The sequence below is a fragment of the uncultured Chloroflexus sp. genome (assembly GCF_937129525.1).
Taxonomy (GTDB): domain Bacteria; phylum Chloroflexota; class Chloroflexia; order Chloroflexales; family Chloroflexaceae; genus Chloroflexus.
On the sequence record NZ_CAKZNK010000145.1, the window covers coordinates 1 to 26245 of the forward strand.

A 26245-nucleotide genomic window follows, 5' to 3' on the forward strand; every position below is an offset into this window, starting at 1 on the left:
GTTGCCGTGGCGCGGAAGACCCCTGCGCTCAGTATTGAGGCACGAGGCGGGGCAGGATCCTTCGGTTGGCCGCTCTCCTGTTGTTCTCCAATTGTTCAGCAAATGCCGCAGCGCGGTGGCCGATGGCGCGGGAGATGCGCAGTCGTCGCGCGCAGCGGGACGATTGATGTGGCGCGAAAATTGGTCTTTGCCCAACGTGCTGGGGCACTGTCCGGTTATGTGCGCAGCTCTGTCATCACTCGCTTCAGCAGATGTTCGACGAGTTACCTGCCAGAATCGCGCGCACATAATACCGGCAGCGAGAAGGTAACGGATACAGCGCCGATCGGCTCATCCACCAATCGCCTGCCCAACCCAATAGGTGTAGCGACCCACTGTTGACATCCCGCGCACAGTGATTCCTTCAAACGGCGCAACTTCAGCTTCGTTCACGAGGACGAGGGATGGTTGCACGCCGGGAAAGCGCGCTTTGTAAGCGGCAATGGCGGCAGCAATTTTTTGCTGTACCGGCGTTTTTGGATTATCGTCGTACCACATAAGGAAGGGAGGTTGGCGACGAGCGAAGCTTTCTCCTTGCTGATTTGGGACGCTGTTGGAAGTAGCGACGGTTGTGCTGGCAGTTGTCGTGGTTGCTGGATGTTGCGCTTTGCGAGCCATAGCCGGTCTCTCTTTCCCTATTCAAGGGCGCCGCGTGTCTGATATGGTAACAGTTCGTTGTCAATCGCGCGCGGCGCAACGTTGTCTGAAGTTTCTGTCGATGCGCTGATGTCTGACGGCGTTGTAACGAGACAGCCAGGCCCGACTATGCGACCCAGGGATTGACAGGCTGATGGTGGGATCCGCTCAGCGTTCGGTCGTGGTCGTCAACTGGCCGGATTGACAGATGCGCAACAGATTGCGCTTCCTGATGAGCTGCTGTCGATTGGACTGCTGTCTGCCCCAATTGTCCTCGCGTCCAGCTTCAGGCGCGTAGCCTCTCACGCTGCATATACCAGATATTGGCTTCCAGATCGTGGATCAGAGTACGTTCGTTACCGTCAGCACAAAGGACGCGATAGTGGCGCTGCGCGCCGTCGCGACGACAAAGATCGCGAATCCAGCGAATGCCGGTTACGCGATGCAGGCGATCACGGTGACGAAAGGTGGCCGGCAGAAAGCTGAAACGCAATTCAATCAATGTAATCCGGTCGCACCGTGGGAGATGACGTAATGTGACCGATGACGGACGACGCGGTAACGTCTGTAGCATTCTCCAGCTTAACATCGGCGTTTCTCCCAACTGGTGCAATGACCCTGGGGAAAGTATATCAGAACATATGTTCAATGTCAAGCCGGATCTTCGCGTTGCCAATCGCCGCTCCGTCCGCCTCGCTTGGCAATCAGGCGAATGGCGTCAATCTGCATCGTTTTGTCAACCGCTTTGCACATGTCATAGATGGTTAATGCAGCAATACTCACTGCGGTCAGCGCTTCCATCTCCACCCCGGTTTGTCCGGCGCAGCGCACCGTTGCTTCAATCTCAAGCGCATTGCCCGCAGGATCGGGTGAAAAGTTGACGCTGGCATGACTCAAGTTGAGCAGATGACAAAGCGGAATGAGTTCGGCAGTGCGCTTGGCGGCCATAATGCCGGCCACTCGCGCCACTGCCAGTACGTCACCCTTCGGCATTCCGCCGCTGAGAATGAGTTCAAGTGTTTTCGCCTGCATGATTACCCGGCCACGCGCAATTGCTTCGCGTTGGGTAACCGCCTTGTCGCCAACATCGACCATACGCGCCCGTCCATCGGCATCGAGATGATTTAATTCGCTCATTTGTTCTTCCTTTAGCGTGATTTGACTGACTTTATACGCTCAAATATTCTACTCGATCCATTTGTATTGCTGCAATTAATGGAATTGTTATGTTTTTAGATGCTGCACTGCCTTGAAACGGTGGTACAGGTCGGCTATAATGTGGCGAGAGGTGGGGAAAAGTGGGGGAAAGTGGGTCTTTCTCCCTAACTGTGCGGAGATTATCGTTGTGTTTCTGGGGACGCACGAACATGCCATCGACGAGAAAGGGCGTCTGGCTATTCCGGCGCGCTTTCGCGCCGAGCTTGCCGGTGGCATGGTGCTGACCCGCGGTTTCGATCGCTGCCTGCTCATCTTTCCGCTCCCCTTCTGGAGTGAATTGACGCGCCGGGTAAGTGCGCTTTCACTGGTCGATGAAGATGCGCGGATGCTGCGCCGATTGTTATTTGCCAGCGCTTCCGAGCAAGAGATGGATCGCCAGGGGCGGATCCTCTTGCCGCAGAGTCTGCGTGAGGTTGCCAGTCTGACCGAGCAGGCCGTGCTGGTCGGTCTGGATACCTATATCGAGGTATGGTCGCCTGAGCGCTGGCGCGAGGTGGAAGACCGCCTGGCCAGCCAGGGGCCGCGATTTGACGAACAGATGCGGAAGTTGGGGATTTGATGACGGTGACATTCCAGCATACGCCGGTATTGTTGGCTGAGGTGGTAGCGGCGCTGGCTCCGCGGCCTGGTGGTTGTTATCTCGACGCAACCGTGGGTGGCGGTGGTCACGCGCTGGCAGTGTTGCAGGCTGCTCAGCCCGGCGGGATGCTGTTGGGAATTGATGCCGATCCGGCGGCGCTGGCAGCCACTGCCGACCGTCTGGCTGAGGCCGGGTTGCGTGAGCAGGCGGTATTGCGTCACGGTTCATTCGCCGATCTGACCAGGCTGGCAACGGAGGCGGGTTTTACGGCTTTTGACGGTATTTTGTTCGATCTGGGCGTGTCATCATATCAGCTCGATACGCCCGAACGCGGCTTTTCCTTTGCGGCTGATGGGCCGCTCGATATGCGGCTCGATCCGACTCAGGGGTTCACTGCTGCCGATCTGGTGAACAGGTTGAGCGAGCGTGAGCTGGCCGACATCATTTTTCAATACGGTGAAGAACCGGCAGCTCGTCGCATTGCTCGCGCAATTGTTGAACGACGCCGCGCGCAGTCCTTCCAGCGCACTGCTGATCTGGCGGCGCTGATTGCCCGTGTTGTGGGTGGTCGTCATGGCCGGATTCATCCGGCTACGCGCACCTTTCAGGCGCTGCGGATCGCGGTCAATCGTGAGCTTGACCGGTTGGCTGCGGCGTTGCCGCAAGCGGTGGCGTTGCTCGCGCCGGCTGGTCGCCTGGCAGTGATCAGTTTTCATTCACTCGAGGATCGGATTGTCAAACAGTTTCTGCGTGCCGAAGCGTCTGGCGAAACGCCGCGCCTGATGATCATGACCAAAAAGCCGGTGGTGGCAACGGATGAAGAAGTCGCAGTTAATCCGCGCGCGCGCAGCGCCAAACTGCGAGTCGCGGCCCGGCTTGCTTGAGAGGCCTTTTTGCCAGCAGAAGGGAGTGCTATGGCAGTCAGAAGTGAACAGATACCAGCCCAGGTCGGTCGAGTGCAGTTGCGCCGGATTGATCTCTCGCGCTATCTCAAGCTCGATGGCGCGCGCTATATGCTGCTGTTAGCGCTCATTTTCTGTCTGCTTAGCCTGGTCACACTGGTACAGACTGGATTGGTGGCGCGCATGAATTATGAACTGGTGGAGTTGCGGCAGCAGCAGGTGCAGCTTAACCGGCACTATTCACATCTGCACGAGCAATTAGCGCGCGCGCAATCGTTTGAGATGCGGCTCAAGCGAGCCACTGAACTTGGGTTTCGCCAGCCTTCACCTGATCAGATTCGTTACGTGCGCATTCCAGATTTGCCGGATATTGAAGAGTAATCTTGTATGGGTGCTACGACACGCCGCGCAACTTCTACCCCGGCTCCGGCTGTTACGACGCCGCCAGTTGGGCGTCTGGCCCGCTGGCGGCTTCAGGCGTTGCTGATCGTGTGTTTCATTATCACCCTGATCGTCATTATGCGACTCGTCGATCTCCAGGTGGTGCGCAGTTTCGATCTGGCGCGCAAAGCGCGGTTGGAGATTGAAACCCCGGTCTTGCTGGCGCCACGTCGCGGCCAGATTACCGATGCGCGCGGGACAGTGCTGGCGATGGATGTTGAACGGCAGAGCCTTTTCGCCGTTCCGCCACAGGTGCCGGCTGCGCGGAAAGCAGAGATTGCCCTGATGATTGCCGGTATTACCGGTGCGCCTGCCGAACCGATTCTATCGGCGCTGCGTTCTGATCGCCAATGGGTGCGATTGGCGCGCTGGCTCGAACCAGAGCAGGCCGAACAGATTGCTCAACTCGACCTGCCCGGTCTCTGGCTGGTTTATGAGCCGATGCGGTTTTACCCACAAGCGACGACAGCGGGGCAAGTGGTGGGAGCGCTTAACCTCAATGGCGAAGGGATTAGCGGGATTGAGGCCTATTATGATGCGTTGCTGCGCGGCACTGAGGGGCGGGTTGAGGGCGAATTTGATCCGGATCGCAATCCGATTGCAACTTCATTGTCACGGACTTTGCCTCCGCAAGATGGCGCCGATTTGCAATTAACTATCGATCCTTTCATTCAGCAGTTGGCCGAACGCGAGCTGAAACAAGCGGTTGAAGAGCAAAACGCTGACGGTGGCACAATCATCGTTCTCGACCCGCGCACCGGCGCTATTCTGGCGATGGCAAGCTGGCCGTTTTTTGATCCAAACCGCTGGCAAGAGTATCCACCGGAGGTATACGGGCGCAATCCGGCAATCGGTACAGTCTACGAGCCGGGGAGTACGTTCAAGATGTTCACTGCTGCGGCTGCGCTCAGTTCGGGTGCCGTCACTACGGCCACGACGGTGGATGATCCGGGCTGGGTGGTGCGTTTCGGTCGCACTCTGCGCAATTTCGATGGCGCGCCGCATGGCCCACTGACGCTGGCCGGGATGATTTACTATTCGAGCAATGTGGCTGCGCTGCAATTTAACGAACTCACCGGCCCAGAAGCGTTCTACCGCGCGATAACCCGTTTTGGTTTTGGTCAACCGACAGGAGTTGATCTGTCCGGCGAAGAGAGCGGGATCGTCAATTTCTACGGCGGTGTTGGCTACAATCCGCTAACCTTTCTGGTCAATGCTTATGGTCAGGCTATTTCGGTGACCCCCTTGCAACTCGTGCAGGCAGCGGCAGCCATTGCCAACGACGGCGTCATGATGCAGCCTTACGTCGTGCAGCAGATCTGTCGCGCTCAAGAGTGTGAGCGCGTTCAGCCGCGCGAAGTGGGCAGGCCGATCACTCCAGACGTGGCGCGCGCTGTGCGGGAAATGCTGGTGGAGGCAGCCAATCACTATGCGCCTGTGGTTTGGGGGCCGCGCACCGGCAACTGGAGTGATCAATGGCTCGTTCCCGGTTATCGGGTTGGCGCGAAAACCGGCACTGCTTCAATCCCCTTGCCGGGTGGCGGCTACGATCCGGCCTATACGATTGGTTCGGTGTTAGGTATCGCGCCCGTTGATAATCCGCGCTTCGTGGTGCTGGTCAAGATTGATCGACCTAAAAAGGATACGCTCGGAGTGTTGACTGCGATCCCGGTCTATTACAACGTCGTTGATCAGTTGTTTCGCTATGCCCATCTACCGCCGGATCGCGCGCTGGTGAGTCCGGGACAGCCATAGGGAGGATGCATTGGCAGGCCAATTTGCGCTCTCAGCTTCATATCAGTTGTCGTGGCCGCAGTTGCGCCGAAGGCGACTGGGGGGAAATGCTATAATGGCCTTCGCGCAGCGCTGGATCCATGACAGGGCTCGGGGAGGGCGCATTGATCAGACTCGACAATCTCTTGTATGGGGTGCAACCGCGATCAACGCGACAGGCGGTTATCGTGCCGTCTCCGTGGGCCGATACAATGATTGGCCCGGTCGTGACCGACTCGCGCGAGGTAACGCCGGGATCGCTCTTTGTCGCGCTGGCCGGCGAACGCACCGATGGCCATCGCTTTTTACCCGATGTGGTGGCGCGTGGCGCCGCAGCGGCCTTGGTGTCGGCTGCGACACTGGAACGGTTGGCTCCCGATCTGAACGCTGTGGCGCGACCATGGCGGTTGATCGAGCCGACACAGGCCACAATGCTGGCAACCGTTGCTCCAGAAACGTGCCTCCTCATCGCTGTAGACGACCCACTCTGCGCCTTGCAGCGAGTGGCCGTCTACCATCGACAGATGTTCACGCCGACGGTGATCGGAATCACCGGTAGCGTGGGCAAGACCTCGACCAAAGAGGTCGTCGCGGCTGTCATAAGTCAGCGATTGAGAACCTTAAAAAGTCAACGCAGTTTTAACAGCGAGGTGTCTTTGCCGGCAACCTTGCTCGGGCTGACTGCCGACCATCAAGTGGCAGTGCTCGAGATGGGGATGTGGGCGGCGGGCGAGATTCGCTTTCTGGCAGCCCTTGCCCGCCCCCACATTGGGATTGTCACCAATGTCGGCCCTTCGCATCTGGAACGTTTGGGCAGTATTGAAGCCATTGCTAATGCCAAGGCAGAGTTGCCCGAATCGTTGCCGGCAGATGGATGGTGCATCCTCAATGCTGATGATCCACGGGTAGCGGCGATGGTGGATCGCACCCGGGCGCGGGTGATGACGTATGGTTATGCGTCACAGGCCGATGTGCGCGCGCTAGACGTGGTCAGTCATGGTCTGCGCGGGATCGAGCTGACGGTGCAGTATCAGGGTGGACAGTACCATTTGTCTACCCCCTTGATCGGGAAACACCATGCATATACGGCGCTGGCGGCGATTGCCGCCGGTCTGGTGCTCGGTCTTGATTGGGAAGCAATTGCCGCCGGTCTGCGCGAACCCGGTGAACAGTTACGGTTGCGAGTCGTTCGCGGTCAGAACGGTATCACCATCATTGATGATACCTACAACGCTGCGCCACTCTCAACCATCGCTGCGCTTCAGGTTTTGGCCGAAACCAGAGGACGACGGATTGCAGTGCTGGGCGAAATGCTCGAACTCGGCGCTGCAACGGAAGAGGGCCATCGCCAGGTCGGTGTAGCCGCTGCAACAACCGCCGATTGGCTAGTTGCGGTTGGACGACAGGCGAAGACGGTAGCCGCAGCGGCGCTGTCTGCCGGTATGTCTCCTGAGCGAGTGGTTGTGTGTGATGATAATGATGCGGCCATCGATCTGCTTCGACGCATGGTCGAACCTGGCGACTGCTTACTGATCAAAGGGTCGCGGGGTGTGCAGATGGAAACAATCGTTACTGCGCTCCAGATGTGAGCACTGTTCCATGACCACAGGAGAAGTTGCGTGAGTGTGCTTCGTGCAGTGCTGGTTCAGGATATGGCGCGCGCGCTGTTGCTCGCCGCAGCAGCGTTCGTGTTGACGTTAGTAGTTGGCGCATGGTGGATCCGATTCGCCCGTAAGCACAAGCTGGGCAAGCGTATCCGTCCGGATGGCCCGGAGAGTCATCTGGTGAAGATGGGAACGCCAACTATGGGTGGAATTATGATCGTGAGCACAGTAGTGGTGCTCACCGTTCTTTTCAATCTAGTTGATCGCTGGTCGATGCTGCTCCCGTTGGGGGTCATGGTGAGCTTCGCCGTATTGGGCGCCATTGACGATTGGCTTTCGCTGACCGGCTCGCGTTCGAAGACGTATGGTTTTACGGTGCGGTTTAAATTTTGGATTATGACGGCAGTGGCTCTGGTTGCCAGCCTGGCGCTCTATCTGCCGCAGCCGTATGGTCTGGAGCACGAAGGGTTAGCGCAGATACCCTTCGTGGGCGAAGTGAACATCGGCCTCTGGTTCATTCCCATTGCTGTCCTGATTATCGTCTTCATCTCGAACGCGGTTAACATCACCGACGGTCTCGATAGTCTGGCTGGCTGGAATCTGACCCTGGCCTTTGGAGCATATGGCGTTATCACCTTCCTGGCCGAGCCTCGTCTCACCAACCTGATGGCGTTCTGTTTTACCGTGGTTGGCGCATGCGCAGCTTTTCTCTGGTATAACGCCTATCCAGCTCAAGTCTTTATGGGGGATCTCGGCGCTCTGGCTCTGGGGGCAACCCTGGCGGTCGTCGCTTTACAGTCGCAGCAATGGCTGCTCTTGCCAGTGATTGGAATTGTGTTTGTGGTGGAAGCACTCTCGACAATGATCCAGACCGGCTATTTCAAGTGGACGAAATGGCGTTACGGCGCGGGGCGGCGCGTGTTCAAGATGGCGCCGCTTCATCACCATTTCGAATTGCTGGGATGGAGTCAGCCGCAAGTGACGCAGCGGTTTGTCTTGATCGGCACAGTCGCCGCAATGGTGGGAATTTCCCTGGCTCTGATCTTTGGGCCACCGCAGGTGGGAGGACAGGTTGAACAGCCGGTTATGATGCTGATCGAGCAGAGTAAGTAGCATTGTCTGCCGGGAAAGCAGGAATTCGCTCATCAAGCTGGCAAACAAGTGGTCGATAGACGCCGGTATTGACCGAGAGATGTGCAGCAGGAACTAATGATGACACCATTGGCTGGCAAGCGAGTCGTGGTCATGGGGCTGGGTGTACACGGTGGCGGGTTAGGAGTGGCTCGCTGGCTGTTGCGTCAGGGCGCCGAGGTGACTGTGACTGATCTGGCTTCGGCTGAGGTGTTGGCCGAGTCGATTGCCCGGCTTGATGCGTTCGCTGCCGAACTCGGCGCGCGTGTGCAGTACACATTGGGTGAACACCGTGCCGAAGATATTGCCATTGCCGATATGCTGGTGGTGAACCCGGCGGTGCGACCCGATTCGCCGTGGCTGGCGCTGGCTCGTTCGCATGGAGTGCCGATTGAGACAGAGATGACCCTCTTTTTCCGGGCCTGTCCGGGGCCGATCCTCGGTGTGACCGGCACGAAAGGCAAGACCACGACAACGCTCTTGCTGGCGGCTATGATCCGGCAACGCTATCCCGATACCGTTGCGGCGGGCAATCTGCGAGTTTCGGCATTAGAAGCGCTTGATCAGATCGGGCCGCAAACGCCAGTTGTGCTGGAATTGAGCAGTTTTCAGCTTGAGCGGCTCGGCGAGGTCGGGCTTAGCCCTGCATTCGCGCTGCTGACTAATCTGGGGATCGATCATCTCAACTGGCACGGTTCCCTGGCAGCGTATGCTAATGCCAAACGCCAGATCATGGCTCATCAGGGGCCAGACGGGATCGCGGTCTTGCCGCCAGAGCAGGCGCGAGACTGGGGAAATGGCCGGCAAGGGGTGATCTGTTTCAGTCTTTCCGATCCGAACGCCGATGCGACAGTCGCTACCGATGGCACATTTCGTTATCGTGATGTCATCCTGTTTCGCCGCTCAGATCTTCGGCTACCGGGTGAACACAATGCAGCAAATGCGCTGGCTGCGGCAACGCTGGCCTATCGGTTTGGGATTGATCCTGACGCGATTGCGACAGCGCTGCGCAGCATAACCGGTGTTGAGCATCGGTTGGAGCTGGTGGCAACGATTGATGGTGTTGCCTACATTAATGATACTACGGCCACCAATCCGGCGGCAACGGCAGCGGCGCTGGCAACTGTGCCGGGGCCAATCGTGTTGCTGACCGGCGGAGCTGACAAGGATCTCGATCTGCCAGCGCTGGCCGCTGCCATTGCGCGCGGCGCAGCGGCGGTTGTGCTCTTACAGGGTAGCGCAACACCCAGGTTGCAGTCGCTCTTACAGGTGCAGGCGCCCGCTTTGCCGGTGTTTGGGCCGTTTGATGATCTAAAGACGGCGGTGCAAACGGCCCGTTCTCTGGCTCAACCTGGCGGCGCAGTCTTGCTCTCGCCTGGCTGCGCAAGCTTCGGCATGTTTCGGAATGAATTTCATCGCGGTGAAGCTTTTCGCCGCGTCGTAAGCGAGCTGGCCGCCGTTCGCGTCGGGGAGCAAGATCATGACACGTCCGCCTGATGAGCCTGATGAGATTGAAGAGTTTCTACGCCGGGCCGAACGCGAATTCGGTCGCCGTCCTGATCTGCCCGAAGAGCCGCCGCGTTCGTCGCCACCTCCTGCGCCGCCGCGTCCGGTCGTGACCTACAGTATGCTCTGGGTTATTGGGATCATCTACCTGCTGAGCTGCGTGCTCAGCGGTTCGTTCTTCCAGCCGGACTTCCCGGTATTACTTGCATTAGGCGCAAAGGTCAATGAGCGGATTGCCAATGGTGAAGTCTGGCGGTTGGTGACGGCCATCTTTCTGCACGCGAACCTGATCCACATCTTCTTTAATGGTTACGCGCTCTCGGTGCTGGGGCCGGAAACCGAACGCTTCTACGGTCATGGCCGGTTTCTGACCCTTTATCTGCTGAGCGGTTTGGGCGGCAGCATTGCTTCGTATACCTTCTCGCCGGCGCCGGCAGTGGGTGCAAGTGGCGCTATCTTTGGTGTGATCGGGGGGCTGGGAATCTTCTACTACCTCAACCGGCAGGCGTTGGGTGATTTTGGACGCAATCAGGTGCGGGGAATTGTTGCCATTGCCTTTATCAACCTGCTGATCGGCTTTGCAGCCCAGGGAATAATCGATAACTGGGGACATTTGGGTGGTCTGGTGAGTGGTGTCTTGATCGGAACAGCGCTTTCGCCGCGACTGGTTGTCGATTGGCGCTTTTTTCCGCCAATGCTCATTCGCCGTTTTCTCCCCCAAGGCTGGTTATGGACAATGGCGATCGCGTTGATGATGATGGTGCTGTTCGGTCTGGTGGCGCCGGCATAAGATTGCGACGGCAACGGGTGTCTGTCTTCTGACGCGCTATCTGTTCTGGTTGGAAATAGGGAAACTATGGGTAATCGTGACCATTCAGGCGTTGCTGCAATTCCGATCTTTGACCGAACGTCACGTCCGCCGGATCGGGTGCTGCTGGCGACAGTGATCGGCCTGACCGCTTTCGGGTTGGTGATGGTCTACAGCGCCAGTTTCGTCGAAGCAACGGTGCTCTACGGCAACCCATTCTATTATCTGTTGCGTCAGGCAACTGGCGCGTTGATCGGGATCGGCGCGTTGCTGGTCATCCAGCGGATCGATTACCGGGTCTGGCAACGATATTCAATCTATCTCATGGTTGGCGCGTTGATTCTGCTGATTGCTGTACTGATCTTGCCGGCGAGTTTGACCGAGGTCAACGGCGCGCGATCGTGGATCCGTTTTGGTGAAGGCTGGCTGGGTGTGTTCAGTATTCAGCCGTCAGAATTTGCCAAACTGGCCATGATTATCTACTTCGCCCACTGGTTTTCGCGCCGGAGTCATCGGCTGGGCAATGTGACGTATGGATTGGCGCCGTTTGCTACCATACTGGGTATCATTTGCGGTCTGGTCATGTTACAGCCCGATTTAGGGACAACCATCATTATGGTGCTGATCGGCGGGGTCATCTTCTTTGCCGCTGGCGCAAATCTGTTGCACGTGGGGGGCGCGGCGCTGTTGGGCGTGACCGCATTTTGGGGCCTGATTGTGACGGTACGGAGCGGGCGCTGGGAAGCATTTCTCGATCCGTGGTCACGGGCCAGTGCGGAAGGGTATCAGATTATCCATTCCCTGTACGCGCTGGCAAGTGGTGGTGTGTTGGGTCAGGGCGTCGGTATGAGTCGCCAAAAGTATATGTGGCTGCCGCAGCCGCACACCGATACCATCTACGCCATCATCGGCGAGGAGTGGGGGCTGGCGGGAACGGTGGGGATTTTACTCGTGTTTCTCATCATCGCTGCGCGTGGCTATCGAATTGCCGCTCGCGCGCCAACACCATTCGCTGCGCTGGTGGCGGTAGGTATCACGACCTGGATCGTGTTTCAGGCCTTTGTCAACATTGCGGTGACGGTGGCGCTAATCCCGTTTACTGGCCTGACATTGCCGTTTCTGTCTTACGGCAGTTCATCGCTCATTAGTTGTCTGATAGCAGTTGGGATTTTGTTAAACATTTCACGCCATGTCGATCAGTCTCATGCAGGCATCACAATCGCAGAGCGCGACCACACCGGTGAACGCGCTGCGCCTTATTCTTTCAGGGGGCGGAACTGGCGGTCACGTCTACCCGGCGCTGGCAGTCGCTCAGGCACTCGCTGATCAGGCGCAGGTCGTCTACGTCGGCAGTATCGGTGGTATGGAAGAGCGGATCGTTGCCCGTGAGAGTGGGTTGCCCTTCCGCGCGCTGCCGGCAGCGGCGATCCGTGGTCGCGGGCCGGCACAGATGGCGCAGTCGCTGGTGACGTTGCTGCGCGGCGTCGTTGCGGCAATGAAGCTGCTTGAGCGTGAACGTCCGGCTGCTATTCTGGGCACTGGTGGTTATGTCTGTGTGCCACTCTTTATTGCAGCCAGGTTGCGGCGCATTCCAACGATGATCTATCTGCCTGATGTCGTGCCCGGTCTGGCAGTGCGCTTGCTCAGCCGTATTGCCAGTATGACTGCAGTTAATGTCAGTGATTCACTGTCCCATCTGGGCCTGCATGCAGATCGGCGACGGGCTATTGTGACCGGTTACCCGGTGCGGGTGGAATTGTTTACCACTGATCGAGCGACGGCTCGGACCAGCTTCGGGATTGCAGCCGATCAGCTTGTCTTACTGGTGTATGGTGGTAGTCGAGGCGCGCGGAGTGTCAATCGAGCGATTGCGGCGCTATTGCCAACCTTGCTACCGCTTTGTACAATCATTCACGTCTGTGGCCGCGAGGGCGATGAGGTCTGGCTGGAAGAAGCGGCAGCTCGCCTCGATCCGGCGCTGCGATCGCGTTACCTGCTCTTCCCCTACCTGGAAAGTGGTGGTGCGCAGAGTATGGTCGCGGCGCTAACCGCGGCTGATGTGGCCGTCTGCCGCAGCGGCGCTTCGACCCTGGCTGAGTTACCGGCGGCTGGCTTGCCGGCAGTGCTGGTGCCATACCCGTATGTGCATCAAGATGAAAATGCCGATTATCTGGCGCAACGGGGCGCGGCACTGAAGGTAGCCGACCACGCCATGCTTGGCGATGGCGATCCGGCTGATGGGCCGCTCGCGCGCGCAGTGCGGCAGTTACTGGTGGATGGGGGGATGCGGAAGCAAATGGCGCTGCGTAGTCGCGAGCTGGCTCGCCCTGATGCGGCGCAGGCGTTGGCAGCAGCGCTGGTAAACCTCGCGCAGAGGAGTTCGGCATGATTGAACAGTGGATGGTGATCCCCCTCGGGCAGGCAGTGATTACCGTTAACCTGAACGGGATTGCGCTGTTGCTCATTCTGATGGCGTTGGGTGGGTATGCCGGGTATCAGCAGGGTTTGCGTAATCTGCTGACAGTCGCAATCTGGACGGTCATTGCATACGTGACGTGCGTACAGGGTGGAACATTCGTGGTTGATGTGATCAACCGGCTATGGGTTAATGCGCCGCGCTTTGTGGCCTTCCTGATCGGAAACGATCCCACATTAGCGCCGCCGCTTGATCCATTGATCACGCCGGGCTTTCAGGTGCCGCTCTTCTTTCGGGCAATGGCTTTTATCACGCTGATCCTACTGGGCATGTTTTTTGATAGCAAGGCAGCGTGGAAGGGACCGCCGAAAGAGAAGCTGGCGCGACCGTTGGGTTTGTTTGTAGGCGCTTTGATTGCGCTGTTGTGGACAAATGCAACGGTTGTGTTCTGGCGCGAATTTGTTGCCGGCGGTGGCACGTTTGAAGGGCCGATTGCTACGTTCCTCAATACGTTGCCGGATGTCAGTATTTTGCTGCCGTCGTTGATTGCAATATTTTTTATGATTTTAGGTCTGCTGATACTGTTCAACTTTCCAAAGGTCTGGAAGCCGTGAGTCACTATCACATTATCGGGATTGCCGGCGCTGGCATGAGTGCAATCGCACATCTGTTGCTCGATCAGGGTCATACGGTCAGCGGTTCTGACCTGACCGCTAATCGGGCAACGGCAGCATTAGCGGCGCGTGGAGCGCGTATCTGGCAAGGTCACGATGCGGCCTACGTTCGCGGCGCTGATGTGGTACTGGCGACTGCGGCCATTCGGGGCTCGAATCCCGAACTTGACGCCGCAGCCGCGCAGGGTATTCCCTGTCTGAGCCGGGCCGATTTGTGGCGTGAATGGTCGGCGCAACGTCCGGTTATTGCTGTTGCCGGCACTCACGGCAAAACGACTACCAGCGCGATGACGGCGCTGGCCTTGCGCGCTGGTGGTGTGCCATGCGGATTTCTGATCGGGGCCGATGTTCCGGCGCTGGGAGGTAGCGCTCAGTGGGGTGATCCCACCGCGCCGCTGGTCATCGAAGCTGATGAATATGCCCGGGTGTTTCTCGCTCTGACGCCGGCGCTGGCAATCGTGACGAACGTTGAATGGGATCATCCCGATCTGTATCCCACCGTTGATGAGTACATTGCCGCTTTTGCCGCTTTTGCCGGGCAGGTGCGCGATCGGCGCCGGCTGCTGCTCTGCGCCGACGATGCCGGCGCGCTGGCGCTCGATCAGGATGGTCAGGCCCGACTGTACGGGATCGATGAGCAGATTGCCTGTGATCCTGTCTCGTGCCGCCTGGCCCCACTTGACTGGACGGCAAGCCGCTTAACGGCAACGGCTGCGGGTCAGCAGTTTGATCTCTGGTATTACGACCGGCGTACCTTTGCCCGTCGGCTGGCCGTGACGGTGACACTGGCTGTGCCCGGCAACCACAATGTTCGTAATGCAACTGCGGCGCTGGCGGCGGCAGCGTTGTGGGGAGCCGATCTCACGGCGGCGGCAGCCGCGCTGGCCGATTATCGCGGCAGCAGTCGGCGCTTTGAACTGCGCGGCGAAGTAGCCGGAGTGACGGTGATTGATGACTATGCCCATCACCCTACCGAGATACGGGCAACGATCGCGGCAGCGCAGCAGCGTTATCCGGGGCGGCGCGTGATCGTCTATATCCAACCGCACACCTTTAGCCGGGTGCGCAACCTGTGGGAACAGTGGCCTGATGCCTGTCGGGAGGCAGCAATAGTGCTGATCGGCGATGTTTATCCGGCGCGCGAAGTGGGCGATCCGGTCGCACTGGCTGATGAACTGGCTGCCTTTATCGCCGCGAATGGCATCACGGCGAAGTATGTCGGCGCGCCGGCATCGGCAGTGGCAGCGCTGGAAACGATGGCTCAGCCTGGTGATGTCGTTTTGACGCTGGGGGCCGGTGATAGCGATCAGGTGGCGGCAATGCTCATTGAACGGTTGCGCGCAAAGGCGATGGAGCAGAGCTATGAATGACACATTACCGATCACGCTCCGCGTTGATGAACCAATGGCGCGCCATACCTCATGGCGGGTGGGCGGTCCGGCACGGTACTATGCTGAACCGGCTACTCCTGATGAAGCGATTGCTCTGGCAGCCTGGGCGAGTGCGCAGGATCTGCCACTGATCTGGGTGGGACGAGGCACAAATCTGCTGGTGCGTGACGAAGGCTTTGCCGGCGTGATTGCAGCCTATCGTGGTCAGCGCTGGTCGCTGCGCGAGGATGGCGATCAGGCAGAGTTGTGGGTCGAAGCTGGTGCGCCCATGGCCGGCACTGCTCGTCGGCTGGCAGCGATGGGTTGGGCCGGACTGGAATGGGCCGAAGGACTACCCGGCGCAATCGGCGGCGCCATTGTCGGTAACGCCGGTTGCTATGGCGGCGATACCGCTGGCGTGTTGGTAGCCGCAGAACTGTTGCTCAACGGTCGCGAGCGGGTTGAATGGCCGGTGACGGCACTGGCTTACGCTTACCGCGAGAGTGTGTTGAAGCAGTCAATGACTGATAACATTCCACCGCTAGTACTGGCCGGGCGTTTTCGGTTCCGGCGCGCCGATCCGACGGCGCTGGCAGCGCGAATGGCAGCGATTGCTGCCGAACGCAAACGGAAAACGCCGGCTGGGAGTTCTTGCGGAAGCGTATTCAAAAACCCTCCTGGCGATAGCGCTGGTCGTCTGATTGAAGCTGCCGGGCTAAAGGGCACTCGTATCGGCGATGCCGAGATCAGCTCAATTCACGCCAATTATATTGTCAATCGCGGGCGGGCCTGCGCCGCCGATATTCTGGCTTTGATCGAGCTGGCTCGGGCTACGGTCGCTGAACGATTTGGCGTAACGTTACAGTTGGAAGTGCGGGTGATCTGAGGGAAGCTGAATAGTGTTAAAAGTCCGTGGGATGAGCAAGTGGAATGAGCAGAGAATATCAAAAAGAGACGTTTTCAGCGGCAAAAAATGATCGCCATGAACGAAAATTTGTCCAAATTTTGTTTGTCTCTTTCGTTTATTCCAATAACGATCAGTTTAATGATCGATAAAACACGTCCGGGAGGCAGTTGATGAGCAGGCCGATCACGATTGCAGTCATCTTTGGTGGGCAAAGCGGTGAACACGAGGTCTCGCTGGTTTCGGCGCATGCCGTCATGAGCAACCTCGATCCGGCTCGTTACCAGATCGAACCAATCGGAATCGGCAAAGATGGGCGCTGGTGGCATGGCCCGGGCGCGTTGGCCGCGCTCATGGAGTCTGCCGATCCGGATCGGTTGCCGACCAGCGCCACTATGGCCACACCCGGCCCGGTGCGTGAGCTAGGACGGGTTGGCACGCCCGGATGGATGCTGCCGCCGGTTGATGTCATCTTTCCGGTGCTGCACGGCCCGTATGGTGAAGACGGCGCAATCCAGGGTTTGTTTGAACTGGCCGGAATACCCTATGTTGGCTGTGGTGTTGCGGCGAGCGCTGTGGGAATGGACAAAGGTTTGATGAAAGCGGCCTTTGCTGCCGCCGGTTTGCCGGTATTGCCCTGGTTGTTGGTGCGACGCCACGAATTGGCGGCGGTTGAGACGGTCTGTGAATGGATCGAAGCAACCTTGCATTTTCCGATCTTCGTCAAGCCGGCCAATCTTGGCAGTAGCGTCGGGGTTAGCAAAGCGCGTGATCGGGCTGAATTGATTGCCGGTCTGCGCGAAGCGGCCCGCTACGATCGCCGAATCATCGTCGAGCAAGGCATTCCGGCCCGCGAGATCGAGATTTCGGTGCTGGGTAACGATCAGATCGCAGTCAGCCTGCCCGGTGAAATCATTCCTGCCGGTGAATGGTATGACTATCACGCCAAATATATCGATGGCGGCTCACAGGCAGTCGTGCCGGCAGCGCTCTCATCAGAACAGGTTGCTCAGGTACAGGCGCTGGCTGCGCAGGCATTCCAGGCGATTGATGGCGCCGGCCTGGCGCGCGTCGATTTTCTGCTTGACCGTGACCAGGGAACGCTCTGGCTGAACGAGGTAAATACAATGCCCGGTTTTACCCCGATCAGCATGTACGCCAAAATGTGGGCTGCCAGCGGGTTGGCTTATCCGCAGTTGCTCGACCGGCTGGTTGAACTGGCCCTGGAGCGAGCGACGCATGGCTGGGGAAATAAGGGATAAGAGCGCCTATGGAATACAATCCGCCCAATACACGCGAACGGATAGCCGCGCGACGGCAACGGTTGCGCCGACCATCGGTAGAAGCGACCGCGCCGGGATGGCGCCGACGGCTGATTGAGGCCTGGCGAAGTGGTCGCGTTGTCAGTGGCGCACTCTTCGCAGTCAGTTGTTTTGCCTTGTTTTACGCGCTCTTCAGTCACCGGTTTCGCGTGCAGACGGTTGAAGTGGTCGGAGCCGAGCTGTTAAGTCCAGAGCGAATTGTAGCGGCCATTCCGCTTCGCGGTGTCCCGATCTGGCTGATTGACGAAGAGCGAACGGTTGCGCCGTTGCTGACCAGTCCGTTTGTGGAACATGCCCGTTTGAGCCTGATCTTGCCCGATCGGGCGCGGATTGTGATTGTCGAGCGGCAGCCAGCGACCTACTGGCGTAGCGGTGGCATTGATTATCTGGTCGATCGGCAGGGGTATGTGATTGAACCGGCAGCAGCGCCGCCACCCGAAGATGCGCTGGTGATAGTGGATACTTCCAATCGTCCGGTTGAACCATCGATGCAGCTCGATAGTGATGCTCTGGCGCTGGCGCGTGAACTGGCGCTACGCTTGCCGGATGAACCTGGTTGGCGTCCGGTTCAGTTTAGCTGGAATCCCGAACAAGGCATCGTTATTCGCACCGGGCAAGATCAGGTCATCGTGTTTGGCGATCACGATCGGCTGGAACGAAAGTTAACCATCCTGGCTTATCTGCTTGCCGATGGCACACCGTTTACCTATCTCGATCTACGACCAATCAATCCGTATTACCAGAACCGTCCCGGTAGTGGCCCATGACGCCGTGGCGGTAACAGTCTGTGAGGATACTATGGCACGTACCATGGCACGCACCATTGTCGGCATAGATGTTGGCACAAGCAAAATCTGCACCATCGTCGGCCAGGTCGGTGATGGGCGGCGGCTCAATATTCTCGGAGTGGGGATGGTGCCCAGCCGTGGGATTGACAAGGGCGTGGTGGTCAATATCGATGATGCGGCGACGGCAATCGAAGCCAGTCTGGAAAAGGCCGAGCGCGCGAGTGGCCTGCGTATCAACCATGCTTTTGTCGGTGTTGCCGGGCGACATGTTTCATCACTCAACAGCCGGGGAGTGGCGGCAGTGCAGAACTCTGATGGGATTACGCGGCAAGATGTGGCGCGCGCCATTGAAGCTGCCCAGGCCGTCACGTTGCCGACTCAACGTGAAATCATTCATATCATTCCACGCGCTTATATCATCGATGGGAATGATGGCATTCGTGACCCGATTGGCATGAGTGGCACGCGCCTTGAAGTCGAGACGCACATCATTACCGGCGAGACGATGGCGATACAGAACCTGATCCGTAGCGTCGAGCGGGCAGGCGTGCAGATCGATGACCTGGTGTTGCAGCCGCTGGCTGCGGCGGAAGCCGTGCTCAGCGATGACGACAAAGAGCGGGGAGTCATGCTGATCGACATCGGCGGCGCGACGACCGATCTGGCCATCTTTGCTCAGGGCGGTGTGTGGCATACCGGGGTCATTCCGGTAGGAGGACAACATTTTACCAACGATATTGTCTACGTGTTGCATACGCCACACAACACTGCCGAATACCTGAAATTGCGCTACGGCAGCGCACTAGCCGGCAATCCACCCGCTCCTGGTGATGAGAGCGATCTGATCGATGCCGAGACGCTAACGGTGGGTGAAAAGCAGCAGATCAGCGCCTACCTGCTCAAACAGGTCTTGCAAGCCCGCGCCGAGGAGTTGATCGAGCTGATCGTTGCTGAAGCGCGGCGCAGCGGCTATGAAGGTATGCTGCCGGCAGGCATTGTGTTAACTGGCGGTGGCGCACAGTTGAGCCGGTTTGACGATCTGTTGCGCGAGGATTTGGGATTGCCGGTGCGGATTGGCATTCCGGGTGGATTGGGTGGATTAACCGATGCGCTCGACTCACCGGCATACGCAACTGCTGTTGGGCTTTTACGATGGGGAATGCGCTATGGTGGGCGGCCACCTGAGCAGTCTTCATCTCAAGATACTGGTTCAATATACGAGCGCTTCCGCCGCTGGTTGCGCGAGCTTTTGCCATAAACTCACCACTAAGGAGGTTTACCGATGGTTGACCGAAGCAGCAACGGCTTCTCACTCGAAGACTTCGCTCAGATCAAAGTTGTTGGCGTTGGCGGCGGCGGCAGCAATGCAGTGGATCGCATGATTGCCGCCGGTGTGCAGGGGGTAGAGTTTATCACAGTTAATACCGACGTGCAGGCGCTGATGCATTCATTGGCTCCGGTGCGCATCCGGATCGGCGATAAGCTCACGCGCGGTCTCGGCAGCGGTGGCAATCCGGTGATTGGACAGAAGGCAGCAGAAGAGAACCAGGAAGACATCTACGAGCAGTTGAAAGGCGCCGATATGGTCTTCGTGGCTGCCGGTATGGGCGGCGGCACCGGCACCGGCGCTTCGCCGATCATCGCCGGAATTGCGCACGATCTTGGCGCGCTTACCGTTGGTGTTGTTACCCGACCCTTCACCTTTGAAGGCAATCATCGCCGCAAAGTCGCCGAAGCCGGGATTGAACAGTTGCGTCCGGTCGTCGATACGCTCATTGTGATTCCCAACGACCGCCTGTTGCAAACTGCCAGCAAGAATACCACCTTTCAACAAGCTTTCCAGATGGCCGATGATGTGTTGCGCCAGGGCATTCAGGGCATTTCAGATTTGATCACCCAGCGCGGCTTGATCAACGTTGACTTCGCCGATGTGAAGACGATCATGGCGCAGCAGGGTTCGGCGTTGATGGCGGTTGGGTATGGGAAAGGCGATACGCGCGCGCTCGATGCTGTCAATCAGGCGATTGCCAGTCCGTTGCTTGAAGTGAGCATCGATGGCGCGAAAGGCGTGCTCTTCAATATTACCGGCGGTGAAGATTTGGGAATTATGGAGGTGTACGAGGCGGCTGATATTGTCGCCAAGCAGGTTGATCCCGATGCAAACATTATTATTGGCGCCGTGATTGACCCCAATTTCCCCCCTGGTGAGATCAAGATCACGCTGATCGCGACCGGCTTTGATGTGAACCGAAATTCGAATGTGCAGCGCACCCGCTCATACCCGACGGCGGCAACGAGCACCGGCCAGGCGACCGGGCAGATTGGTGGGCAGACCCAGCGGCCCCGACCGGCCACCCCGTCGCCATCACAGCCGCCAGTGCAGCCGGTGCGGCCATCGATTTCCGGCGATGATCTCGATATTCCACCCTTCTTGCGCGGGCGCAATCGTCAGCGCTAATCCTGATTGTCAACCGGTGGAAGCGAGGGGTAGTAACGCGCGGGCAGGTGAGGAACCTGCCCGCTTGTCGTGTTGTCACGAGGAAGGTAGCGCGTTGTCGCTCAGTGTGAAGCCAAACATCAGGGCCAGATCACGCATACTCTCCTGGGCTGCGCTAACATTACGCCCTTCGGTGGCAGCTTCGCAGATTGTATTGGCCATCGCGTGCAACGTCGCCAGTGCTGCCGGGGTGTCAAGATCGTCATCCATTGCTGTGATCACATCCTGCCGGCCCCGACTGAGATCGAGAGGACTATGCTCGCCGCCAGTGACGGTTAACGCTCGCCGTAAATCGGCGGCGTACTGTTCATAGCGGGTGAGAGCATCGCGACGATAATCAAACTCTTCGCGATAGTGTTCGCTGAGCAGATACCAGCGGATCGCGTCCGGATGGTGCTGACGCAACGCATCGCGCGCGAAGACCAGATTGCCGAGCGATTTACTCATTTTCTCGCCGTCGAGCCAGACCAGGCCGACATGCATCCAGTAACGCGCGAAAGGTTTCTTCCCGGTTGCGGCCTCGCTCTGAGCGATTTCACACGAATGATGGGGGAAGATCAGGTCGGCTCCACCGCCGTGGATATCAATCTGATCGCCGAGGTAACGCTTTGACATCGCGCTACACTCGATATGCCAGCCCGGTCGCCCCAATCCCCAAGGACTCTCCCATTTTGGTTCATCGGGGTTGCCACGCTGCCAGAGCACGAAATCGAGCGGATCGCGCTTGTTGGGATCATTGGGATTGTTTCCGCGCTGATTGGCGATTGCCAGTAATTCGGCATAACCCATGCGCGCCATTCGACCGAAATCGGGATCGGTTTGAATGCTGAAATAGACATTTCCATCGACGACATAGGCGAAACCGAGTTCGATCAGACGCTCGATAATCGGGATCATCGTGCCGATCTCTTCGCTCACCCGCGGGAAGAAGGTGGGTGGCAGAATATTCAGGCCGGCACAATCGGCGCGTAACTGGGCAATCTGTCGTTCGGCCAGCTCATACCAGTTGACTCCGTCGCGCCGGGCGCGCTCAAAGAGCGGATCGTCAACGTCGGTCACATTTTGACAATAGCGCACCGTCGCGCCGTGCCATTGCAGGTAGCGCACCAGTACGTCGAAGACGATAAACGTGCGCGCGTGCCCCATGTGGGTGGTGTCATAGGGGGTCACCCCACAGACGTAGAGTGTCACCGGACGATCGGTTGGAATGGTAAACGGTTCCCGGATCCGTGACAGCGTATTAAAGAGCTGCATGGAATGCATTCCTTTACTGATGCCATCATATGGTGGCCAGAGCGACTCTTTACTGTTATGGTATCACTAATTGGGAGATTGGTACACGATCACAGGAGTGAGGGGTGGCATTGCCACCCCTAATTGTTTATGGCGTCGCCACCGGCACCAGAGCGGCGATTTCGGGCGCAACGTCGAGCACTGCTGCTGACATCCAGCCGGTTTGTCCATCAGAGAGACGAACGATATACCAGTTGGCGCGTTGCCCTTCCAGCACAACTTCGGTATCGGATGGAACAACGGTGATGACAGCGAAGTCGGTACCGGGACCGCTGCGCAGGTTGGCGGTGACGTTGACCCGTCCGGTCAGGCGGGCAGTGGTTGGGGTAGCGGTAGCCGGTGGCGCGAGAATGATCGTTACCGGCGACCGGGCTGGCTGGGGTGTTACCGGCGTAACGGTTGGCAGTGGCGCTAACGTGGGAAAGGGACTGGGTGTAGGCGGGAGCGCTGCTGCCAGATCGATACAGCCTGTAAGCAGCAGTAAACAACTTATCCAGAGAATGGGAAAGCGCAATTGCATAACGGTGTTCCGTAACCGGTTAGTACTCTCGCAGGTATTATAGCAGGTGAGGTTGCTTCTCTGAAAGAGAAAAAACCTGAGGATCTGGCAGGGCGTATCGGTGCTAAAGCGGATGTAACGTGTTGCCGGCAGAGAGAATATCCCTTTCCTCGCCGCAAGGAAAGGTGCGTGCAGGCGTAGCTTCTCTCTGACAGAAAAAAGCGTCTGTGACATTGCACAGACGCTTCAACGCAATGGTCGGGGCGAGTGGATTTGAACCACCGACCTCCGCGACCCGAACGCGGCGCTCTACCAGGCTGAGCCACGCCCCGCGACCCCTGAATTGTAGTCGCACCGTGGTGCCGAAGGTGGGACTTGAACCCACACGGGGGTTGATCCCCAGCGGTTTTTGAGACCGCCGCGTCTGCCATTCCGCCACTTCGGCGCGACAACGCAGATTATATCAGCCATCGCCTCGTTCGTCAAGGCGCTAGCGGCTGGTGTGGCAGTGGAATGACCGCCTGGACATGCCCGAAACGACCGCTGTCGGCTGACGAGAGTCGGCTCTCACAGGGATAAAGCAAGCCATTGGAGCAATGCGCTGCCACGCACAGTGGTATAATTGCTCTAGCGCATAGGGCGATGAAGTAGCGCGCGATGTTTGCACACGAACGGCTTGCAGACAATCTGACCGTGCGGGGCAGCAACGACTCCTATACCATCCTCAACATCATCGGGCGAGGAGGAATGGGGGCGGTCTATCGTGTGCGTCGCGTCAGCGATGGCAGTATCTGGGCGCTCAAAGAGATGCGGCCTGTTGATCCGTTGAGCGCCGAGGAAGTGAATGAAGCGCGCCAGCTCTTCTTGCAAGAGGCTGAGTTGTTGGGATCGCTGTCTTTCCCGAATCTGCCGGTTGTCATCGATCTGTTCGAGTATGAAGGTCGTCCAACGTTGGTGATGGAGTTTGTTCCCGGCAAGACGCTGGAAGCACTCATCCATGAAGCTAACGCGCCGATGCTCGAACAACAGGTAATCGGTTACGGTATCCAGCTCTGCCGGGTATTGCACTACCTCCACACTCGCCAGCCGCCGATCATCTATCGTGATTTGAAGCCGTCGAATGTGATTCTAACGCCTGAGGGTGTATTGAAACTGATCGATTTCGGCGTGGCCCGCAAGCACAAGTTCGGGCAAAAGAAAGATACTGTTGCGATGGGATCGGCAGGGTATGCGCCGCCAGAACAGTATGGCAAGGAGCAGACCGATGCGCGCTCAGATATCTATGCGCTTGGCGCAACGCTGCTGCATTTGCTGACGGCGATTCCGCCGATGCCGTTGCAACCGCCGCGCAAAGGTGAAATCACCCGGATCAATCGCTCGGTGACACCGGCAACTGAAGCGATCATCATTCGAGCGATGAACCTTGATCGCAAGCAGCGCTTTGCCAGTTGCGCCGAGCTTGAGCAGGCGCTGCATAAATGTCTGAAGGCCCCCTTTGTTGACCCGACCCTCCGTATGGCGCCGCTGCCTCCGGCGAAATCGTCGGTTGCGACGCCGCCACCGATAGTTCCGCAACCATCCGCTATGCCGGCACAAGGTGTGGTATGCGAGCAGTGTGGGCGCTTGAACAAGCCACAGGCGCGTTTCTGCGCCGGTTGCGGCACTGCGCTGTCACACGGGGCGCCGGTTGCAGTAGCTCAGCCGGCATTGCCGCCGGCTCGCCTGATTGTGCGCTCTCCCTACCGCAAGTGGGAGATGACACTCAATCACGTACCGGTGCGGATTGGGCGGCGCGATCCGCGTCGTTCCCATTTCCCTGAATTAGATCTGGCCGAACACGACCGCGGGATCGCTTCGCGGCTGCATGCTATCATCGAGCGGCGTGGCGATCACTATACGCTCACCGATCAGAACAGCACTAACGGCACGCGGATAAACGGTAAACCAATTCCGCCCCATGTGCCGCAACGTCTTAAATCGGGTGATCTGATTTCGATTGGTGAGGTGGAGATGGAGTTCCAGTGGAACTGAAAGCGCTCATTTTACGTGCTCCTGGCATCAATCGTGACGCTGATGCAGCGCTGGCCTGCGAGTTAGCCGGCGCTCGTCCCGAACGGATTCACGTCAATCGTCTGGCCGAAGGATCGGTTCGCCTGTCCGACTATGCCTTACTGGTGATCCCAGGCGGTTTTTCCTACGGCGATCACCTGGGCGCCGGTCGCTTGCTCGCAGTTGATTTGATCCATCGCCTCGGCGAAGAACTCGAACGATTCGTCGCTGATGGTCGTCCCGTGATCGGGATTTGCAACGGGTTTCAGGTACTGGTGAAGGCCGGTTTGCTCCCCGGCCCATTGCGTCAACCGCCGCGGGTGACGTTGACGAACAATGAGTCGGGTCAGTTTGAGTGTCGCTGGGTGCAACTGGAAGCAGTCTCGAATAGCCGTTGTCACTTCACTCGCGCGATCGAACGGCCCATCGAGGTGCCGGTCGCGCACGGCGAGGGGCGGATCGCCGCCCGCGATGAGGCCACGCTGGCCGAGCTGGAGGAGCAGGGTTTGATTGCGTTGCGGTATGTGGGTGAGGGCTATCCGGCTAATCCTAATGGTTCGCCATACAATATCGCCGGGCTGTGTAATGCCCAGGGTAACGTACTGGGTCTGATGCCGCATCCTGAAAACGCAGTATTGCCGTATCAGCATCCGCGCTGGACGCGCGAACCGGCTCGATCTGAGGGTGACGGTTTGCAGATCTTCCGTAATGCGGTGCGGTATGCGGCTTCGCTGTAGTGTCAGCCGAGATAATTGCGTCCATTCATCTATCAGACAATTCTGCCTGTTGCGGCGGCTGTTTGCGCGTCGTACCCTTTGGCGCGGTCGCATACACTCACCGTGACAACAACCGATTGGCATAACTATGGTGCTCTATCCACCTGACGATCCGTTCTTGATCAGCTTTACGCTGTTCGGTTTTCCGATTGTGGTGCGCTGGTACGGCGCAATCATCATGACCGGCGCGCTGATCGCGGCGCTCCTGGCTTCACGGCGGGCAGTTGCTCGTGGCTACCATCCCGATCACGTCTGGAATCAGTTGATGCTGGGGCTGATTCTGGGCATTGCCGGCGCTCGTATCTACTATGTGATCTTCGAGTGGGAACGCTTTGCGCCGAACCCCTGGAGCGCGTTCAATCTCACCACCGGCGGGATTGCCATTCACGGCGCGATTATCGGCGCGCTGCTCTCGACCGTCATCTATACGCGCTACGCAAAATTACCTTACTGGGACTGGCTCGATGTCTGCGTGCCCGGTTTCTTGCTGGCCCAGAGCATCGGTCGTTGGGGCAATTTTTTCAACCAGGAGGCCTACGGTCGCCCAACCGATTTGCCGTTTGGTTTGCGGATCGATCCCGAATATCGATTGCCGCCGTACAATGATCTGACCACCTACCCGATTACGACCCTCTTCCATCCAACGTTTCTCTACGAATCGGTCTGGAATGCAGTCGGAGTTGCCATTTTGCTCTGGCTTGACCATCGATTTGGTCGGCTGGCGCCGCCGGAGCGTCGGCGGCTCAATCCGGGCGACCTGCTCTTCTTGTATGGGATTATCTATTCGAGCGGTCGCTGGTGGATCGAAGGCTTGCGCACCGATAGCCTCTGCGCAAACGGGATTGGTGGTTCGTGCGAGGAGAGTATTCGGGTTGCCCAACTGGTGAGTGTGCTGGCGATTGTGATCTGCGCGATCTTGCTCTTTATCAATCATCGCCGGCCATTTTCCACTATGCTGAACAAATCGGTGAGCGAAGCTCCGGTAGACTGACATCACGCAGGATCGTTGCCGGTTACCT

The 26245-nt window shown here is 58.2% G+C and carries 25 protein-coding genes and 2 tRNA genes; 20 read left to right on the forward strand and 7 right to left on the reverse strand.

Translation table 11 applies throughout. The features are described from left to right. Positions 1-330: 330 nt before the first annotated feature. The 3 genes from Q0650_RS17755 to moaC all read right to left on the reverse strand — a co-directional run bounded on the left by Q0650_RS17755 (position 331) and on the right by moaC (position 1812). A complete protein-coding gene (locus Q0650_RS17755) occupies positions 331-657 on the reverse strand; it encodes a hypothetical protein (protein ID WP_298821435.1) in 327 nt (108 codons plus the stop codon). 304 nt (positions 658-961) lie between these two features. After that, complete coding sequence (locus tag Q0650_RS17760) at positions 962-1249, reverse strand: hypothetical protein (RefSeq protein ID WP_298821438.1); 288 nt, start codon at positions 1247-1249, stop codon at positions 962-964. 77 nt (positions 1250-1326) lie between these two features. Further along, positions 1327-1812, reverse strand: a complete 486-nt coding sequence (moaC, locus tag Q0650_RS17765; RefSeq protein ID WP_298821439.1) for a cyclic pyranopterin monophosphate synthase MoaC — start codon at positions 1810-1812, stop codon at positions 1327-1329. A 208-nt stretch (positions 1813-2020) separates the two neighbouring features. Between moaC and mraZ the strand changes: the two genes are divergently transcribed. The 17 genes from mraZ to ftsZ all read left to right on the forward strand — a co-directional run bounded on the left by mraZ (position 2021) and on the right by ftsZ (position 20570). Further along, entirely contained in the window at positions 2021-2452 is a 432-nt protein-coding gene (mraZ, locus tag Q0650_RS17770) for a division/cell wall cluster transcriptional repressor MraZ (protein WP_298821441.1), read from the forward strand. Then, positions 2452-3357 (forward strand): 16S rRNA (cytosine(1402)-N(4))-methyltransferase RsmH, encoded by a 906-nt coding sequence (gene rsmH, locus Q0650_RS17775; protein ID WP_298821443.1) that lies wholly within the window; start codon positions 2452-2454, stop codon positions 3355-3357. Before mraZ ends, rsmH begins: the two co-directional genes overlap by 1 nt. Positions 3358-3387: 30 nt before the next feature. Then, on the forward strand, positions 3388-3756 hold the full coding sequence (locus tag Q0650_RS17780; RefSeq protein WP_298821446.1) for a hypothetical protein: 369 nt from the start codon (positions 3388-3390) through the stop codon (positions 3754-3756). Positions 3757-3762: 6 nt separating this feature from the next. Next, positions 3763-5571 (forward strand): penicillin-binding protein 2, encoded by a 1809-nt coding sequence (locus tag Q0650_RS17785; RefSeq protein ID WP_298821449.1) that lies wholly within the window; start codon positions 3763-3765, stop codon positions 5569-5571. A 119-nt stretch (positions 5572-5690) separates the two neighbouring features. After that, positions 5691-7178 (forward strand): UDP-N-acetylmuramoyl-tripeptide--D-alanyl-D-alanine ligase, encoded by a 1488-nt coding sequence (murF, locus tag Q0650_RS17790; protein ID WP_298821451.1) that lies wholly within the window; start codon positions 5691-5693, stop codon positions 7176-7178. A 30-nt stretch (positions 7179-7208) separates the two neighbouring features. Beyond that, positions 7209-8306: a phospho-N-acetylmuramoyl-pentapeptide-transferase gene (gene mraY / locus Q0650_RS17795; RefSeq protein ID WP_298821455.1), complete on the forward strand. Its 1098-nt coding sequence runs from the start codon at positions 7209-7211 to the stop codon at positions 8304-8306. A gap of 99 nt (positions 8307-8405) precedes the next feature. After that, positions 8406-9821, forward strand: coding sequence for a UDP-N-acetylmuramoyl-L-alanine--D-glutamate ligase (gene murD, locus Q0650_RS17800; RefSeq protein ID WP_333691657.1), 1416 nt, complete (start codon positions 8406-8408; stop codon positions 9819-9821). Beyond that, positions 9805-10620, forward strand: a complete 816-nt coding sequence (locus Q0650_RS17805) for a rhomboid family intramembrane serine protease (protein ID WP_298821460.1) — start codon at positions 9805-9807, stop codon at positions 10618-10620. Before murD ends, Q0650_RS17805 begins: the two co-directional genes overlap by 17 nt. A gap of 66 nt (positions 10621-10686) precedes the next feature. Beyond that, positions 10687-11964, forward strand: a complete 1278-nt coding sequence (ftsW, locus tag Q0650_RS17810; protein WP_298821463.1) for a putative lipid II flippase FtsW — start codon at positions 10687-10689, stop codon at positions 11962-11964. Beyond that, positions 11879-13027: a glycosyltransferase gene (locus Q0650_RS17815; protein WP_298821465.1), complete on the forward strand. Its 1149-nt coding sequence runs from the start codon at positions 11879-11881 to the stop codon at positions 13025-13027. The genes ftsW and Q0650_RS17815 overlap by 86 nt, the downstream gene beginning before the upstream one ends. After that, positions 13024-13668 carry a hypothetical protein gene (locus tag Q0650_RS17820; RefSeq protein WP_298821467.1) on the forward strand — a complete coding sequence of 215 codons (645 nt, stop codon included), beginning with the start codon at positions 13024-13026 and terminating at the stop codon, positions 13666-13668. The genes Q0650_RS17815 and Q0650_RS17820 overlap by 4 nt, the downstream gene beginning before the upstream one ends. Then, positions 13665-15098, forward strand: a complete 1434-nt coding sequence (murC, locus tag Q0650_RS17825) for a UDP-N-acetylmuramate--L-alanine ligase (protein WP_298821469.1) — start codon at positions 13665-13667, stop codon at positions 15096-15098. Before Q0650_RS17820 ends, murC begins: the two co-directional genes overlap by 4 nt. Continuing rightward, a complete protein-coding gene (gene murB, locus Q0650_RS17830; protein ID WP_298821471.1) occupies positions 15091-15984 on the forward strand; it encodes a UDP-N-acetylmuramate dehydrogenase in 894 nt (297 codons plus the stop codon). The genes murC and murB overlap by 8 nt, the downstream gene beginning before the upstream one ends. Before the next feature lie 191 nt (positions 15985-16175). After that, on the forward strand, positions 16176-17264 hold the full coding sequence (locus Q0650_RS17835; RefSeq protein WP_298821473.1) for a D-alanine--D-alanine ligase family protein: 1089 nt from the start codon (positions 16176-16178) through the stop codon (positions 17262-17264). A gap of 8 nt (positions 17265-17272) precedes the next feature. After that, complete coding sequence (locus tag Q0650_RS17840) at positions 17273-18091, forward strand: cell division protein FtsQ/DivIB (protein ID WP_298821475.1); 819 nt, start codon at positions 17273-17275, stop codon at positions 18089-18091. A 31-nt stretch (positions 18092-18122) separates the two neighbouring features. Continuing rightward, on the forward strand, positions 18123-19370 hold the full coding sequence (gene ftsA, locus Q0650_RS17845) for a cell division protein FtsA (RefSeq protein ID WP_298821477.1): 1248 nt from the start codon (positions 18123-18125) through the stop codon (positions 19368-19370). A gap of 24 nt (positions 19371-19394) precedes the next feature. After that, the gene (gene ftsZ / locus Q0650_RS17850; RefSeq protein WP_298821479.1) at positions 19395-20570 is read left to right on the forward strand and encodes a cell division protein FtsZ; all 1176 of its coding nucleotides are present in this window, start codon (positions 19395-19397) and stop codon (positions 20568-20570) included. A 75-nt stretch (positions 20571-20645) separates the two neighbouring features. Here ftsZ and cysS read toward each other — a convergent pair whose 3' ends face one another. From cysS to Q0650_RS17870, 4 genes are all read right to left on the reverse strand, one after another. After that, a complete protein-coding gene (cysS, locus tag Q0650_RS17855) occupies positions 20646-21863 on the reverse strand; it encodes a cysteine--tRNA ligase (protein ID WP_298821481.1) in 1218 nt (405 codons plus the stop codon). A 127-nt stretch (positions 21864-21990) separates the two neighbouring features. Then, the gene (locus Q0650_RS17860) at positions 21991-22422 is read right to left on the reverse strand and encodes an SH3 domain-containing protein (protein WP_298821483.1); all 432 of its coding nucleotides are present in this window, start codon (positions 22420-22422) and stop codon (positions 21991-21993) included. Between the two features lie 234 nt (positions 22423-22656). Further along, positions 22657-22733, reverse strand: a tRNA-Pro gene (locus Q0650_RS17865). Between the two features lie 25 nt (positions 22734-22758). Next, positions 22759-22846 (reverse strand) — tRNA-Leu (locus Q0650_RS17870). A 212-nt stretch (positions 22847-23058) separates the two neighbouring features. On the opposite strand from Q0650_RS17870, the gene Q0650_RS17875 reads away from it, so the two are divergent. From Q0650_RS17875 to lgt, 3 genes are all read left to right on the forward strand, one after another. Then, positions 23059-24432 carry a protein kinase domain-containing protein gene (locus tag Q0650_RS17875; protein WP_298821486.1) on the forward strand — a complete coding sequence of 458 codons (1374 nt, stop codon included), beginning with the start codon at positions 23059-23061 and terminating at the stop codon, positions 24430-24432. Next, a complete protein-coding gene (gene purQ / locus Q0650_RS17880) occupies positions 24423-25187 on the forward strand; it encodes a phosphoribosylformylglycinamidine synthase I (protein ID WP_298821489.1) in 765 nt (254 codons plus the stop codon). The genes Q0650_RS17875 and purQ overlap by 10 nt, the downstream gene beginning before the upstream one ends. 127 nt (positions 25188-25314) lie before the next feature. Beyond that, positions 25315-26217, forward strand: coding sequence for a prolipoprotein diacylglyceryl transferase (lgt, locus tag Q0650_RS17885; protein ID WP_298821491.1), 903 nt, complete (start codon positions 25315-25317; stop codon positions 26215-26217). Positions 26218-26245: the final 28 nt, after the last annotated feature.

Coding starts and splice junctions, on each gene's coding strand:
- ftsZ (WP_298821479.1), top strand. CDS start 19,395: ATGGTTGACCGAAGCAGCAACGGCTTCTCACTCGAAGACTTCGCTCAG.
- Q0650_RS17835 (WP_298821473.1), top strand. CDS start 16,176: ATGAGCAGGCCGATCACGATTGCAGTCATCTTTGGTGGGCAAAGCGGT.
- Q0650_RS17755 (WP_298821435.1), bottom strand. CDS start 657: ATGGCTCGCAAAGCGCAACATCCAGCAACCACGACAACTGCCAGCACA.
- ftsW (WP_298821463.1), top strand. CDS start 10,687: ATGGGTAATCGTGACCATTCAGGCGTTGCTGCAATTCCGATCTTTGAC.
- ftsA (WP_298821477.1), top strand. CDS start 18,123: ATGGCACGTACCATGGCACGCACCATTGTCGGCATAGATGTTGGCACA.
- murF (WP_298821451.1), top strand. CDS start 5,691: ATGACAGGGCTCGGGGAGGGCGCATTGATCAGACTCGACAATCTCTTG.
- murD (WP_333691657.1), top strand. CDS start 8,406: ATGACACCATTGGCTGGCAAGCGAGTCGTGGTCATGGGGCTGGGTGTA.
- Q0650_RS17860 (WP_298821483.1), bottom strand. CDS start 22,422: ATGCAATTGCGCTTTCCCATTCTCTGGATAAGTTGTTTACTGCTGCTT.
- Q0650_RS17805 (WP_298821460.1), top strand. CDS start 9,805: ATGACACGTCCGCCTGATGAGCCTGATGAGATTGAAGAGTTTCTACGC.
- moaC (WP_298821439.1), bottom strand. CDS start 1,812: ATGAGCGAATTAAATCATCTCGATGCCGATGGACGGGCGCGTATGGTC.
- Q0650_RS17840 (WP_298821475.1), top strand. CDS start 17,273: ATGGAATACAATCCGCCCAATACACGCGAACGGATAGCCGCGCGACGG.
- murB (WP_298821471.1), top strand. CDS start 15,091: ATGAATGACACATTACCGATCACGCTCCGCGTTGATGAACCAATGGCG.
- Q0650_RS17875 (WP_298821486.1), top strand. CDS start 23,059: ATGTTTGCACACGAACGGCTTGCAGACAATCTGACCGTGCGGGGCAGC.
- Q0650_RS17760 (WP_298821438.1), bottom strand. CDS start 1,249: ATGCTACAGACGTTACCGCGTCGTCCGTCATCGGTCACATTACGTCAT.
- Q0650_RS17820 (WP_298821467.1), top strand. CDS start 13,024: ATGATTGAACAGTGGATGGTGATCCCCCTCGGGCAGGCAGTGATTACC.
- Q0650_RS17780 (WP_298821446.1), top strand. CDS start 3,388: ATGGCAGTCAGAAGTGAACAGATACCAGCCCAGGTCGGTCGAGTGCAG.
- lgt (WP_298821491.1), top strand. CDS start 25,315: ATGGTGCTCTATCCACCTGACGATCCGTTCTTGATCAGCTTTACGCTG.
- cysS (WP_298821481.1), bottom strand. CDS start 21,863: ATGCAGCTCTTTAATACGCTGTCACGGATCCGGGAACCGTTTACCATT.
- Q0650_RS17785 (WP_298821449.1), top strand. CDS start 3,763: ATGGGTGCTACGACACGCCGCGCAACTTCTACCCCGGCTCCGGCTGTT.
- rsmH (WP_298821443.1), top strand. CDS start 2,452: ATGACGGTGACATTCCAGCATACGCCGGTATTGTTGGCTGAGGTGGTA.